The organism is Flavobacterium sp. CECT 9288, assembly GCF_918731615.1.
In the GTDB taxonomy this organism is placed as follows: Bacteria; Bacteroidota; Bacteroidia; order Flavobacteriales; family Flavobacteriaceae; genus Flavobacterium.
Map to the genome: position 1 here is coordinate 1,393,260 of NZ_OU957226.1, position 14,056 is coordinate 1,407,315.

Consider the following 14,056-nt stretch of genomic DNA (forward strand, 5'->3'; position numbering starts at 1 on the left):
GAATGATAGGTAGGTTTTTTTAGCTTACAAATCATTATAAAATATGAAAATGAAAAAAATAATATATCTCGTTTTAACTGTTGCCTTACTCAGCTCTTGTAATGAATATCAAAAAGCATTAAAATCTGAGGATGTTGCTGTGAAATTTGAAATGGGAACCAAGTTATATGATGCTGGTAAATACTCTAAAGCATTAAAAATTTTTGAACAAATTGCACCTGCCTACAGAGGAAAGCCGCAAGCTGAAAAATTATTTTTTATGTTTTCTCAGTCCTACTATAAAACAAATCAATTTTACTTAGCAGGATATCAGTTTGATAATTTTGTTTCGAGTTATCCAAAAAGTGAAAAACTAGAAGAAGCAGCCTATTTAGGAGCAAAAAGTTATTCGATGTTATCTCCTGTTTATAGTTTGGATCAAACTGACACTAACAAGGCATTAGATAAGCTTCAAAATTTTATAGATGCATATCCAAATTCGCAATATGCAAAGGATGCTAATTTAGCCGTAAAAGCTTTGAGTGAAAAAGTGGAGAAAAAAGTATATGAAAACGCAAAGGGGTATCACACCATTTCTGATTATAAATCAGCTATAGTTGCGCTTGAAAATTTTATAGTTGATTATCCTGGTACGAAATACAAAGAAGACGCTTTGTATTACAAACTAGATTCAGCCTATCAACTAGCCATTAATAGTATTCCTTCAAAAATGCAAGAGAGGTTGAATGTTGCTAAAGTTGCTCAAGCTAACTTGGTGAAATTTAACCCAGAATCAAAATACAAGAAAGAAGCTAACGACATGTTAGTGAGAATAGAAAAAGAGTTACAAAATTTTACTAAATAAATAAAGTCATGGATTTAAAAAAGACGAATGCTCCTGTAAACACAATTACATACAACAAAACTGTAATTGAAGAACCAACGGGTAACGTATATGAAGCAATAACGATTATGGCTAAAAGAGCAAATCAAATCAATTCTGAAATTAAAAAAGAATTGACTGAGAAATTAGAAGAGTTTGCTACTTATAACGATAGTCTTGAAGAAGTCTTTGAAAATAAAGAACAAATTGAAGTTTCTAAATTTTATGAAAAATTACCTAAGCCACATGCGTTAGCAGTTCAAGAATGGTTAGATGGTAAAATATATCATAGAGATTCAAACAAATAATTAGTACGATGTCAGTTTTACAAGGTAAGAAAATTCTACTTGGAATTTCTGGTGGAATTGCAGCCTATAAAACAGCTACATTAGTACGACTTTTTATTAAAGCAGGTGCACATGTCCAAGTGATAATGACACCTGCTTCTAAGGATTTTGTCACGCCACTTACGTTATCTACTTTATCTAAAAATCCAGTTCATTCTAATTTTTATGATCAAGAAAATGATAATGAGCAGTGGAACAATCATGTTGAATTAGCACTTTGGGCTGATTTAATGATAATTGCTCCAGCTACTGCAAATACATTGTCTAAGATGACTAATGGAACTTGTGATAATCTTGTAATTGCTACCTATCTATCAGCAAAATGTCCGGTTTACTTTGCACCAGCAATGGATTTAGACATGTATAAACATGCTTCTACGTTACAAAGTTTTGAAGCCTTAATTCGTTATGGTAATATTTTAATTCCTGCCGAAACAGGTGAGTTGGCTAGCGGTTTATCTGGTGAAGGCCGAATGGCAGAGCCTGAAAATATTATTGCTTTTATTGAAAATGATTTAAATAGTAAGTTACCACTTAAAGGAAAAAGAATTTTAATTACCGCAGGTCCAACTTACGAAGCTATAGATCCAGTTCGTTTTATTGGGAATCATTCATCTGGTAAAATGGGTTTTGATATTGCAATTAGTGCTGCAAATAGAGGAGCAACGGTTTACTTAGTCACAGGGCCTACACATTTTAAAGTGAGTAATAGTTTGATTAATGTAATACCAGTAGTGTCTGCAGAGGATATGTATAAGGCCTGTCATAATGTATATGATTCAGTTGATGTTGCCATTGCAGCCGCTGCAGTTGCTGATTATAGACCGAAAAATATTGCTGAACAAAAAATTAAAAAAACCGAAGAAAGCTTTACAATTGAACTTGAAAAGACTAAAGATATTCTTGCCTCTATGGGAGAAAAGAAAAAAAATCAATTTTTAATAGGGTTTGCATTAGAAACTGAAAATGAAATTGAAAATGCAAAGTTGAAAATCAAGAAAAAAAACTTAGATTTGATCGTTCTTAATTCGTTACAAGATCAAGGTGCAGGTTTTGGAAAGCTAACGAATAAAGTAACTTTTATAGATCAATCATTCCAAGTATCTCCAATGGATTTAAAATCCAAAGAAAAAGTTGCAGATGATATTATGGATAAAGTATGTCAGCATTTTGAAATAAAGATATAATTCTATTTTTCAATTCAATTTAATCAAAACATAATCGTATAGCAGAAATTTGAAGATGAATAAAATAATCCCTTTTTTGTTATTTTTTATTTGTGGAATTGTTCATTCGCAACAGTTGAACTGTACAGTTACGGTTGATTCACAACGATTGAGTGTCACCAATCAACAAGTTTTTAAAACACTGCAAACCTCATTAAATGAATTTGTAAACAAAACAGATTGGACAGGACAACCCATGAAGCAAGTTGAAAAAATAAACTGCTCTATGTATATTACTATACTTTCTAATAGTGCAGATCAGTTTACAGCAAGCATACAAGTCCAGTCTTCAAGACCAACTTTTAATTCTACATACGCATCCCCAGTTTTTAATTTCAACGATAAAGATTTTAATTTTAGATATACTGAGTTTGAAAATTTATTTTTCAATCCAGCTTCATTTGATTCAAACTTGGTGTCAGTTGTGGCTTTTTATAGCTATTTAATTTTAGGATTAGATGCAGATTCGTTTGTGTTAGAATCAGGTAATCCAAATTTAGAAATTGCTCAAAATATTTGTAACGTAGCACAACAAAGTGGTGCTCGAGGTTGGAGTCAAGCTGATGGGAATCAAAACCGCTTTTTTTTAATAAACGATTTATTAGCTCCTCCCTTTAAACAAATTAGAGAGACAATGCTGGATTATCATCTAGGTCTTGATATAATGAGTCAGGATTTGAAACTTGGTAAAGAAAAAGTAAAACTTGCATTATCTGGTTTGTCTAAACTTAGTGGATCACGACCAAATGCATTTATAACCCGTGTTTTTTTTGACGCCAAATCAGATGAAATTGTTTCCATATTTTCAGGAGGTCCTAGCATTCCTATTTCAGATTTAGTTGATGGTCTCAACAAAACGTCACCATTGAATTCAAGTAAATGGGCTTCTATTAAATTCTAGGGTTTACTATATTTGTACACCTATTTCCAAATAACAATTACATGATAACGTCACTTTCTATAAAAAACTATGCTTTGATAGAGAAATTAACTATTGATTTTTCTAGCGGTTTTTCTATTATAACAGGAGAAACAGGAGCAGGTAAATCTATAATTTTAGGTGCTCTAGGTCTTGTTTTAGGAAAAAGAGCCGACTTAACTTCACTAAAAAACAAAGAAGAAAAATGTGTAATTGAAGCTCACTTCGATATTTCTAAATACAGTTTAAATTCCTTTTTTGAATCGAATGACTTGGATTTTGAAAATGATACCATTATCAGACGTGAAATTTTGCCTTCGGGGAAATCTAGAGCTTTTATAAATGACAGTCCAGTAAATCTTCAAGAATTACAAGATTTGAGTGTTTTTTTACTTGACATTCATTCGCAACAGCAAACTCAAGAACTTTCAGATGAAAATGTTCAATTTGATATTATAGATGCAATAGCAGGTAATAAGGAGATTATTACTAAATATCAATTGCTTTTAAAAGGGTACAAATCGGATACATCAAAATTAAATGCATTATTAAAAAAACAAAGCGAAGCTAAGAAAGAGCAAGAATACAATACCTTTTTGCTAAATGAACTTGTTGAGGCTAAATTAAAATCTGGTGAACAAGAAATTTTAGAATCTGATTTTGAGAAGCTAAATAATGTAGAGATTATTAAAGAATCTATGAGTAAATCTTTGGCTATAGCCAATGAAGAACAAATAGGAGTATTATACAATCTTAACGAAATTAAAAATTCGGTTCAAAAAATCGCCTCATTTTCAACTGAATACCAATCTTTGCTTGACCGAATTACAAGTATTACAATAGAGTTTGATGATATTACAGAGGAGATGGTTCGTCTTTCGGATAGATTAATCAATGATCCTGAACAACTTAATCTAATAAGTCAAAAATTACAACTAATTTTCAGTCTTCAAAAAAAGCACCAAGTTGCTACTGTTGAAGAGTTATTAGTAATTCAATCTCAACTTGAAAATGCTGTCATGGAACTTGGTAATATGGAAGATGAAATTGAAAATTTAACGGTTTCCATAGAGCAGAAAAAGAACGATCTTAACAAATTAGCATTAAACATTAGTAATAATAGATCCGTTGCTATACCTGTTTTATCTGAACAATTAATTCAAATTTTAAGTACGTTAGGAATGCCCAATGTGCGTTTTAATATTGTTTTATCAGCTTCAGAATCATTTTTTGCAAATGGTAAAGACGAGCTTCAATTCTTGTTTTCTGCAAATAAAGGAACTGATTTTGGGATATTGAAAAAGGTAGCATCGGGAGGAGAGATGTCGCGTATTATGCTGGCTGTAAAAGCTATTTTGGCTCAATATTCAAAACTACCAACTTTAATTTTTGATGAAATTGATACCGGAGTTTCAGGTGAAATTGCAATACGAATGGGGGAAATCATGAAACAAATGAGTCAATCAATGCAAATTTTTGCAATCACCCATTTGCCTCAAATTGCGGCTAAGGGAGAGGCGCATTTTAAAGTTTTTAAATCTACAATTGACGATGATACACAATCAGAATTAAAGTTATTAACTACTGATGAAAGAATAGTTGAAATTGCCCAAATGTTATCGGGAACTGCCGTTACAGACTCGGCCCTTAATCATGCTAAAGCCTTGTTGAACTAATTTTTTCTATTATATTTGTTCGTTTTTTCATCATAATCTTAAAACTAAAAACATTTATTTATAAAAATAATACCCAAAAATATGATTATAGAACCAAGAATGAGAGGATTTATTTGCACGACGGCGCACCCTGTAGGATGTGAGCAAAATGTAAAAAGTCAAATAGAGTTTGTTAAAGCTAAAGGAACTATTAACGGAGCTAAAAAAGTTTTAGTGATAGGTGCGTCAACAGGATTTGGTTTGGCTTCTCGTATTACAAGTGCCTTTGGTTCTGAAGCTGCAACTATTGGTGTTTTCTTTGAGAAAGCGCCTAGTGAAGGAAAAACAGCCTCACCGGGTTGGTATAATTCAGCAGCCTTTGAAAATGAAGCACATAAAGCTGGTTTATATGCTAAAAGTATCAACGGTGATGCTTTTTCGAACGAAATAAAACAACAAACTATTGATCTTATCAAAGCTGATTTAGGTCAAATTGATCTTATAATTTATAGTTTAGCTTCGCCAGTGCGTATGCATCCTGTTACAGGTGTTTTACACAGATCAGTGTTAAAACCTATCGGTGATGTATTTACAAACAAAACTGTTGATTTCCACTCAGGTAAAGTTTCTGAAATTTCAATAGCTCCTTGCAGTGGTGACGATATTGAAAATACTGTAGCAGTTATGGGTGGAGAAGATTGGGCTATGTGGATAGATGCTTTAAAAGCAGAAAATCTATTGGCACCAGGAGTTGCTACTGTTGCTTATTCTTATATTGGGCCATCATTAACAGAGGCTGTATACAGAAAAGGAACAATTGGTCGTGCAAAAGATCATCTTGAAGCAACCGCATTTGCTATTACAGATGCACTTAAAAGCATCGATGGAAAAGCATTTGTATCAGTTAATAAAGCATTGGTGACACAGGCTAGTTCTGCAATTCCGGTTATTCCTTTGTATATCTCGTTGTTGTACAAAATAATGAAAGAGGAAGGAATTCATGAAGGATGTATAGAGCAAATTCAGCGTTTGTACCAAGAGCGTTTGTATACTGGAGGTGAAATTCCAGTTGACGAAAAAGGAAGAATTAGAATTGACGATCTTGAAATGAGATCTGACGTTCAAGAGAAAGTTGCTTTTTTATGGAACGAAGCCGTTACTGAAAATTTACAGGAAATATCAGATTTAGAAGGATATAGAAAAGATTTTTATAACTTATTTGGATTTGATGTAGCTGGAGTTGATTATGCATCAGAAGCTAATGAAGTTGTAGCTATTGAAAGTATAATGTAATAAGTTTTCTCAAATATTATTTAAAACCATCAATTAATAGTTGATGGTTTTTTTATGGATAAAGATTATCTTTGTTAAAATTTTTAAATCACATTCAGTACCACAAATACCACTGTAAATAAAATGATGTTTTCCTTAATTATTCCCGTATACAATAGGCCAGACGAGGTTGATGAACTTTTAGAAAGTTTATCACGTACAACATACAATGAAATTTTTGAAATTGTGTTAATAGAAGATGGATCTACAATTCGGTGTCAAGATGTTGCTAGTAAATATGGTAATAGATTAGATATAGCTTATTATTACAAAGAAAACTCGGGTCCTGGTGATTCTAGAAATTATGGTATGAGTAAAGCTAGAGGAGATTATTTTATCATATTTGATTCAGATTGTATAATTCCAGAAAATTATTTGTCAGAAGTCGAATTAGCTTTGCAAAAAAATTATGTGGACTGTTTTGGTGGTCCTGATAGCGCATTAGATAGTTTTACGGATATTCAAAAAGCAATTAATTTTGCTATGACTTCATTTCTTACCACGGGAGGAATAAGAGGAGGCTCAGAAAAAATAGATAAATTTCAACCCCGAAGTTTTAATATGGGATTGTCTAGAAAAGCTTTTATGGCATCTAAGGGTTTTGGAAATATTCATCCTGGCGAAGATCCTGATTTATCCATTCGTTTGTGGAATTTAGGTTTTGAAACCAAACTATTTCTAAAAGCATTTGTATATCATAAGAGACGAATAGATTGGGAAAAATTTTCAGTCCAAGTACATAAATTTGGAAAAGCAAGACCTATTTTAAACAGTTGGTATCCTAAACACAATAAACTTACTTTTTTCTTTCCTACGGTTTTTATTTTAGGAATACTTGTTGCTTTTTTAGCGGTCTTATTCTTTAATTTTGATATCCTTTTGCAGCTTTATTTCTTATACTTTGCTATACTCTTTATCGTAGCATCAATTCAAAATAAAAGTGTAAAAATTGGATATTTGTCTCTAATTGCTGTCTGGAAACAGTTTTATGGGTACGGAACAGGTTTTTTAAAATCGTATATTCAGATTATTGTATTAAAAAAAGATCCACAAACAGCATTTCCTGAAATGTTTTTCAAAGTGTAATATGACAAAAATTATTGGGTTAACAGGAGGTATAGGCAGCGGAAAAACAACAATTGCTGGTTTTTTTAAGACAGCAGGTATTCCTGTATTTATTGCAGATGATGCTGGAAAAAAAGTAATGCAAGATGAAAAGGTTTTAAATAGTATCAAAGAGGTTTTTGGTGCTTTAGTCTTTAAAGGAGGAATACTTGATAGAGCTGAACTTGCCAAAATTGTATTTAGCGATCCAGAAAAGTTGCAAGTATTGAACAAAATTGTTCACCCTGCCATAAAACAAGATTTTGAGTTATGGTTAAAGCAAAATGATAAAGCCCAATATGTGATTTATGAGGCTGCTATTTTGTTTGAAAGCGATAAATACAAAGATTGTGACGTTATAATATCGGTAGTAGCGCCTTTAGAAACTAGGATTAATAGGGTTCTTGAGCGTGATGCTACAACGAGAGATCATGTTTTGAAACGAATAAATGCGCAATGGACTGATGCACAGCGTGTAGAAAAAAGTGATTTTGTGATTGAAAATATTAGTTTAGAATCATCAAAGCAGGAAGTTGATAAAATTCTTAAAATTTTAAAGATTAAACAAAAAGAAGCCTAGGTGTTAATGTTTGGTTAATCTATCGTTTAATATATTGTTAAAATACTAAATTTGTATTGATGAATAAACTTTTTTTTAGATTACTAGTCTTACTGATGAGTTTGTCCCTAATTGGGATAATTTTAGTGCAAGTATATTGGTTTAACAATTCGTTTGAAAATAACGATGAACAATTTAAATTTCACGTTAAACAAGTATTAGGAAATGTTGCTGAAAAAATTCAAAAGCAAGAGGCGTACAATTTTTATGACAAAATAAATCATTATAAAGATAGTACGGGTAAAGTTCCTAAAAGAGATGATATTTTAGAGTTTTATTACGTTCAAAAGAACCCAAAAACCAATAAAACTATTATTTATTCGAATAGTATAATTTCAGAAGATTATAAAATTTCACCATCGTTCTTTGATAAAAAATTTGATAGCGAAAAATTTAAAACTTTTAGCGCTAAGAGAGTTACAGAAGTTTATAGCGATAAGTCTATTGATAAAATAGGTGGAAGTCAAAGTTTGATTCCGGATATAAAAATTGAGAAATCAGGAAATTTGAATGTTCTTGATAATGCATCATTTGAAATATTTTACAAAGATTTTGCTTCAGTATTACCCATACAAGAAAGGGTAACAAAAGAAACTCTTAATAAAATGATTCGTAAAGAATTATTGGAATCGGGTGTAGATACTAAATTTGAGTTCAGTGTATACAATAATAATCTAGCAACTAATGTAAAGTCTGGAGATTTTAAGTACAATAAAGAAGCTACCTATTCTATACCAGTATTTACGGATAATGAAGGGAATAGTAAATATCAATTGTTAGTGACATTTCCTCAAAAAAAGAAATTTTTATTATCAGAGTTGGTTAGTATTACAATACTTTCAATAGTGTTTACGCTAATTATAATAATTGCGTATTCAAGTGCATTGAATCAATTAATAAGACAACGTCAGATATCTGAAATCAAAAATGATTTTATAAACAATATGACGCATGAGTTTAAGACTCCTATTGCAACTATAAATTTAGCTCTTGATGCCATTAAGAACCCTAAAATCATTGATGATAAAGATAAGGTTTTACGGTACTTACAAATGATTAAGGACGAAAATAAACGTATGCACGCCCAGGTTGAAAACGTTTTAAGAATATCAAAATTAGAAAAGAAGGAGTTAGATATTTCAAAAGAATCTAACAATATACATGAAATAATTGAAGACGCTATAGATCATGTTAATTTAATTATAGAAGATAGACAAGGCACAATAAAGTGTGATTTTAAAGCTGTAAGAACTACTGTCTTAATTAATGATGTTCATTTTACAAATGTAATTGTTAACATACTTGAAAATGCGGTTAAATATTCACCCAATACTCCAGAAATTGAAATCTTAACTGAGAATATCAAGGATATGGTGATTATAAAGGTAAAGGATAAAGGGTTAGGAATGAGCAAAGTTGCTCAAAAAAGAGTTTTTGAAAAGTTTTACCGTGAGCACACGGGAGATATACATAACGTAAAAGGACATGGTTTAGGTCTTGCGTATGTAAAAAGAATTGTAGATGATCATAACGGTCACGTTTATGTAGAAAGTGAAAAGGGAAAAGGAAGTACCTTCATAATAAAATTACCATTAATAAATTAAAATATGGAAAATACAAATAAAAAAATACTATTAGTTGAAGATGATCTTAATTTTGGAGCAGTCCTTAAAGACTATTTAATGTTAAATGACTTTGATGTGACTTTAGCTAAAAATGGTATGGAAGGTTTTGAAAAATTTAAAAAAGATACCTACGATTTGTGCATCCTTGATGTGATGATGCCATACAAAGATGGATATACATTGGCCAAAGAAATTAGAGAAAAAAATAATGAAGTGCCTATTATCTTTTTAACAGCAAAATCTATGAAAGAGGATGTTTTAAAAGGATATAAAGCTGGAGCAGATGATTATTTGAATAAACCATTTGACTCTGAAGTCTTATTGATGAAAATCAAGGCAATCATTCAAAGAAAAGCTTCAGATACAAAATCAGAACATGTTCAGTTTGAGTTTAATATTGGTAAATTTCATTTAAATTCTAAGTTACGTTTTTTAACTTTCAAAGAAGAGGAGCCGATAAAGTTGTCACCAAAAGAAAATGAGTTATTGAAAATGTTAATTCTGCATGAAAATGATTTAATGCCAAGAGAATTAGCCTTGACAAAAATATGGAGAGATGATAATTACTTTACCTCAAGAAGTATGGACGTGTACATTGCTAAATTGAGAAAATATTTAAAACCAGACGAGGATGTTGAAATATTAAACATCCATGGAGAAGGATTTAGATTAGTTATAAAAAACAAAGTTGCATAAAATGCAAAAGCCTCAAAAATTTTTTTGAGGCTTTTTTTTATCTTTTATTTCCAATGTATTTGTAATGCAAAACATGTTTTATCGTCCTTTGTGATACTAAATACAGTTTCATCTTGCTGGATACTTTCATGAATTAAAACAGTATCTTTTAATGATAGTTCTTTTAAAAAGTTCATTTCAATGCTGGCTACCCTTTGTTTTAATAACAATTTTTCGTCAATAACATCAAGACACCATTCTAGATATTTGACATTGTTAACATGATTTACTATATCTAAATCTGATAAAAAAACGGTTTTTTCAAACACTATTTCTTTCTCACTAGTAAAATTTACTTTAGAAAAACGTTCTATTGTTGGTTTTTTATCTGGATATAACTCAAAGTGTTCGTATGGAAGTGCTAAGGCTTCTGGACGTCGCTTTTCTGTATTAAAAACAGCCCAAAAAGTTTCAGATCCTACTATTTTTTCTCCATTAATATACATTTCAAGTGCTCGTACTGATCGAGAGTTTTCTAATGAATTGATCCATGTTTTTACGGTTACTGTATCGCCCCATTTTGGTAATTTGCTGATTTCAACTCGCATTCGGCTCAATACCCATGCTTGATTAAACTCTTGCATGTCAGTAAAACTGATACCACCTACTTCAGAATGAGCCGCAGCAGTTAATTGCAAAATATTACATAAATCAGTGTATTTTAAATACCCGTTGGGCGCACATTGCGTAAAATTGATTTCCCAATCTTTGCTTAAAATAGAGGTGAATTTAGGGGATATAGGCATATAAATAATTATGAAGTATGAATTATGAATTTGAATTCTCGTTTTTAGGAATTATTTTAAATCGTGGAAAAAATAGTTTACTATTTATTATTATAAAAAATAGCAGAATTATTCCCAAAAAGATAAAGCTTTTAGTATCCAAATTTTTCAAATTTGGGTCTTCAATTTTCATTTGCAAAGCTAATATGTATGGTATTGTCAGATATATTGTAAAAATTAAAAATAAAACTTTACCTATTTGTTTTATAGCTTTCATGATTATTTGTTTCCTTATTTGCGATATATTTTATTTTTTTGAATTTATGTAGGCAATGATTTTGTCGTAGGGTGTTTCAAAGTCAAACCATTTGGTCTTTTCATTTCTTTTAAACCAGGTCAATTGACGTTTAGAAAAACGTCTTGTATTTTTCTTTATTTCTTCGATGGCAAATTCTAATGAAAATTCTTTGTCAAAAAAACTAAATAATTCTCTATATCCTACCGTTTGTAAAGCGTTTAATTCTTTGTTTGGATATAAAGTTTTGGCTTCTTTTAGTAAACCTTCATTCATCATGATATCTACACGTTGGTTGATTCTGTTATATATTATTTTTCGATCAGCTTCCAAACCGATTAAAATAGGAGTGAAGTCACGATTGTTTTTTTTCTGGTTCAAGAAAGAGGAATACGGTTTTCCTGTTCCTAAGCATACTTCTACAAAACGCATCATGCGCTGCGGGTTTTGCAAGGTTTGGGGATTTTCTGTGGAAAGGGTTTTGTAATAAGCATGATCTAAATGTTCAAGTTCTTGCTGTAAATATCCTATGCCAAGTTTTTCATATTGTGTGGTTATTTTAGCACGAATTGCAGGATCGATTTCAGGAAATTCATCAAAGCCTTTGATAATGGCATCAACATATAAACCAGAACCGCCTACTAGAATGGCGTAGTCATGATCTTGAAATAGTTCGTTAAGTTTAGCAAGGGCTTCTTTTTCGAAATCGCCAACGGTATAATTTTCAAAAATAGACTTGTTTTGAATAAAATGGTGTTTGGCTGCTGCCAATTCAGCTAAGCTGGGAACGGCGGTGCCAATGGTCATTTCTTTAAAAAACTGTCGGCTATCGCATGACACGATTTCGCAATTAAAGTGGTTTGCCAAAACAATGCTAAGAGAAGTTTTCCCTATAGCTGTAGGACCGACGATTGTGATTAAGTATTTCATATTTTTTAGCCCAGATGGAAACGTAAACCCCGCAGAGATTGAAGTTCGTTTTTCTTGGTGTAAAAGAGCGACCGCAGGAAGCTCCTTTTATGCCTTAGAAAAACAACTGAAGTCACGAGGAGTTGAAGTGTACAGCTGGATTGGCTTCAAGGTTAATAAATTAAGATTCGGATTCATGATCAAAACACTATGTGAAATTAAATTTGATTATTAGTTTCATAAATCTAGTTTAAGATAATTGATTTATAGGATCACAATTAATATTCAGCCTATAGATGAACTATTTTAAACGTTTTGTTTTTTCGGATGTGTCCTTGAATAATATTCTTCACATCGCGATTATTCTGCATTGGGATAATAATGTTTCTTAGGATTTCAACATTGGTTATTTGATAGTTCAAATCATAAAAAGCATACCCTTTGTAAATTCCGTTTTCTATCAAAACCGCTGAGCGCTCGCTTATGGTTCGGCCTTTGTCAATTAAAATCATGTTTTGATTGTCAAAACTATTTTTGTCGATAAAAGCTTGTACTCTGCTGTTGTATTCCTCTGGAGATACTTCTCCTACGCAAGCGCCATCACATTCTTTTATGGTGTATTGAAAGCAGTTTGTTTTACTAGCGTACAAACCCGTTAGTTTTTGGCATAAATTGTAATGAGATGTGATTCTAAATAAAGCATTTTTTCCTTCTTGAATAGAAGTGAAGGATGTGATTTCCTTTTTACGGCCATCCGCTTTTTGAAGTTTTAAGTTCAAATATCCCTTCTCATCTTTTTCTGCATACAAAGCTAATTGAAAAATACTTTTGCGTTGTGCCCTGTTGTATATGGGTTTGTTGACTTTGATTTCCTCGCTTTCTTTTAATAAAGCGATTAGTTCACTACCCGTTTCATCATATGTTACTGTGTAAACTTCGGCTTGAATTTTTTTGCATTTATTGGTAGTACCTGTAAAATGCTGGTTTATTCTTTTCTTTATGTTTCGGCTTTTACCTATGTAAATAAGATTTCCTTTCTCATTATGAATGTAGTAAACACCGGTTTTTGATGGTAAACTTGAAACAATGTCTAAGAGTTTAGGAGCAATACCTTTTTGTACTTCTAGTTTGATGAAATCTTTAACAATTTCTTTTTCTAAATCTTTTTCTAAAAGGATTTTAAACAGTTTAACGGTAGCCAATGCGTCTCCGCTGGCACGATGCCTGTCGGCCATAGGAATGCCAAGTGCTCGCACTAATTTTCCTAAACTATGTGAGGGTTGTTCTGGTAATAATTTCTGTGAAAGGGCAACTGTACAAAGTGTTTTAGCTTCAAAATCATAGCCTAATCTGCGAAACTCAGTTCTCAAGATTCTATAATCAAAAGATGCATTGTGCGCCACAATCACGCAACCTTCCGTAATTTCAATGATGCGTTTGGCTACCTCAAAAAATTTGGGAGCTGATGTAAGCATGGCATTATTGATACCGGTAAGTTTTACAACAAACGGTTGAATGGGAATTTCAGGATTTACCAAGCTGATGAATTGATCTACTATTTCATGTCCATCAAATTTATAGATGGCAATTTCAGTGATTCCTTCTTCGTTAAATTGTCCTCCTGTGGTTTCTATGTCGAGTATTGCGTACATTTTCAATATCAATTTCAAAAATCAATAACAATTTCTAAATAAATATCTTAA

Annotated in this window: 13 protein-coding genes; 10 read left to right on the forward strand and 3 right to left on the reverse strand. The window is 31.6% G+C overall.

What is annotated here, in order from left to right; all coding sequences use genetic code 11:
* The first annotated feature begins 49 nt into the window (after positions 1-49).
* From LQ189_RS06040 to LQ189_RS06085, 10 genes are all read left to right on the forward strand, one after another.
* Positions 50-844 carry an outer membrane protein assembly factor BamD gene (locus tag LQ189_RS06040; protein WP_230155023.1) on the forward strand — a complete coding sequence of 265 codons (795 nt, stop codon included), beginning with the start codon at positions 50-52 and terminating at the stop codon, positions 842-844.
* A gap of 8 nt (positions 845-852) precedes the next feature.
* A complete protein-coding gene (locus LQ189_RS06045; RefSeq protein WP_026709525.1) occupies positions 853-1,170 on the forward strand; it encodes a DNA-directed RNA polymerase subunit omega in 318 nt (105 codons plus the stop codon).
* An 8-nt stretch (positions 1,171-1,178) separates the two neighbouring features.
* Positions 1,179-2,396: a bifunctional phosphopantothenoylcysteine decarboxylase/phosphopantothenate--cysteine ligase CoaBC gene (gene coaBC, locus LQ189_RS06050; protein WP_230155026.1), complete on the forward strand. Its 1,218-nt coding sequence runs from the start codon at positions 1,179-1,181 to the stop codon at positions 2,394-2,396.
* Between the two features lie 55 nt (positions 2,397-2,451).
* Positions 2,452-3,336, forward strand: coding sequence for a DUF4835 family protein (locus tag LQ189_RS06055; protein WP_230155028.1), 885 nt, complete (start codon positions 2,452-2,454; stop codon positions 3,334-3,336).
* A 41-nt stretch (positions 3,337-3,377) separates the two neighbouring features.
* The gene (gene recN, locus LQ189_RS06060) at positions 3,378-5,030 is read left to right on the forward strand and encodes a DNA repair protein RecN (RefSeq protein ID WP_230155030.1); all 1,653 of its coding nucleotides are present in this window, start codon (positions 3,378-3,380) and stop codon (positions 5,028-5,030) included.
* 81 nt (positions 5,031-5,111) lie between these two features.
* Positions 5,112-6,302 (forward strand): enoyl-ACP reductase FabV, encoded by a 1,191-nt coding sequence (fabV, locus tag LQ189_RS06065; protein WP_230155038.1) that lies wholly within the window; start codon positions 5,112-5,114, stop codon positions 6,300-6,302.
* Positions 6,303-6,425: 123 nt separating this feature from the next.
* Complete coding sequence (locus tag LQ189_RS06070) at positions 6,426-7,427, forward strand: glycosyltransferase family 2 protein (protein WP_230155040.1); 1,002 nt, start codon at positions 6,426-6,428, stop codon at positions 7,425-7,427.
* 1 nt (position 7,428) lies between these two features.
* Complete coding sequence (coaE, locus tag LQ189_RS06075) at positions 7,429-8,025, forward strand: dephospho-CoA kinase (RefSeq protein ID WP_230155042.1); 597 nt, start codon at positions 7,429-7,431, stop codon at positions 8,023-8,025.
* A gap of 59 nt (positions 8,026-8,084) precedes the next feature.
* Positions 8,085-9,668, forward strand: coding sequence for a sensor histidine kinase KdpD (locus LQ189_RS06080; protein WP_230155044.1), 1,584 nt, complete (start codon positions 8,085-8,087; stop codon positions 9,666-9,668).
* A gap of 3 nt (positions 9,669-9,671) precedes the next feature.
* Positions 9,672-10,385, forward strand: a complete 714-nt coding sequence (locus LQ189_RS06085) for a response regulator transcription factor (protein WP_158981112.1) — start codon at positions 9,672-9,674, stop codon at positions 10,383-10,385.
* A 44-nt stretch (positions 10,386-10,429) separates the two neighbouring features.
* On the opposite strand, the gene LQ189_RS06090 is transcribed toward LQ189_RS06085, so the two are convergent.
* The 3 genes from LQ189_RS06090 to LQ189_RS06100 all read right to left on the reverse strand — a co-directional run bounded on the left by LQ189_RS06090 (position 10,430) and on the right by LQ189_RS06100 (position 14,005).
* A complete protein-coding gene (locus LQ189_RS06090; protein WP_230155046.1) occupies positions 10,430-11,170 on the reverse strand; it encodes an acyl-[acyl-carrier-protein] thioesterase in 741 nt (246 codons plus the stop codon).
* A gap of 286 nt (positions 11,171-11,456) precedes the next feature.
* Positions 11,457-12,374: a tRNA (adenosine(37)-N6)-dimethylallyltransferase MiaA gene (gene miaA / locus LQ189_RS06095; protein ID WP_230155048.1), complete on the reverse strand. Its 918-nt coding sequence runs from the start codon at positions 12,372-12,374 to the stop codon at positions 11,457-11,459.
* Between the two features lie 269 nt (positions 12,375-12,643).
* On the reverse strand, positions 12,644-14,005 hold the full coding sequence (locus tag LQ189_RS06100) for an exonuclease domain-containing protein (RefSeq protein WP_230155049.1): 1,362 nt from the start codon (positions 14,003-14,005) through the stop codon (positions 12,644-12,646).
* Between the last annotated feature and the right edge of the window lie 51 nt (positions 14,006-14,056).

Coding starts and splice junctions, on each gene's coding strand:
- LQ189_RS06040 (WP_230155023.1), top strand. CDS start 50: ATGAAAAAAATAATATATCTCGTTTTAACTGTTGCCTTACTCAGCTCT.
- LQ189_RS06045 (WP_026709525.1), top strand. CDS start 853: ATGGATTTAAAAAAGACGAATGCTCCTGTAAACACAATTACATACAAC.
- coaBC (WP_230155026.1), top strand. CDS start 1,179: ATGTCAGTTTTACAAGGTAAGAAAATTCTACTTGGAATTTCTGGTGGA.
- LQ189_RS06055 (WP_230155028.1), top strand. CDS start 2,452: ATGAATAAAATAATCCCTTTTTTGTTATTTTTTATTTGTGGAATTGTT.
- recN (WP_230155030.1), top strand. CDS start 3,378: ATGATAACGTCACTTTCTATAAAAAACTATGCTTTGATAGAGAAATTA.
- fabV (WP_230155038.1), top strand. CDS start 5,112: ATGATTATAGAACCAAGAATGAGAGGATTTATTTGCACGACGGCGCAC.
- LQ189_RS06070 (WP_230155040.1), top strand. CDS start 6,426: ATGATGTTTTCCTTAATTATTCCCGTATACAATAGGCCAGACGAGGTT.
- coaE (WP_230155042.1), top strand. CDS start 7,429: ATGACAAAAATTATTGGGTTAACAGGAGGTATAGGCAGCGGAAAAACA.
- LQ189_RS06080 (WP_230155044.1), top strand. CDS start 8,085: ATGAATAAACTTTTTTTTAGATTACTAGTCTTACTGATGAGTTTGTCC.
- LQ189_RS06085 (WP_158981112.1), top strand. CDS start 9,672: ATGGAAAATACAAATAAAAAAATACTATTAGTTGAAGATGATCTTAAT.
- LQ189_RS06090 (WP_230155046.1), bottom strand. CDS start 11,170: ATGCCTATATCCCCTAAATTCACCTCTATTTTAAGCAAAGATTGGGAA.
- miaA (WP_230155048.1), bottom strand. CDS start 12,374: ATGAAATACTTAATCACAATCGTCGGTCCTACAGCTATAGGGAAAACT.
- LQ189_RS06100 (WP_230155049.1), bottom strand. CDS start 14,005: ATGTACGCAATACTCGACATAGAAACCACAGGAGGACAATTTAACGAA.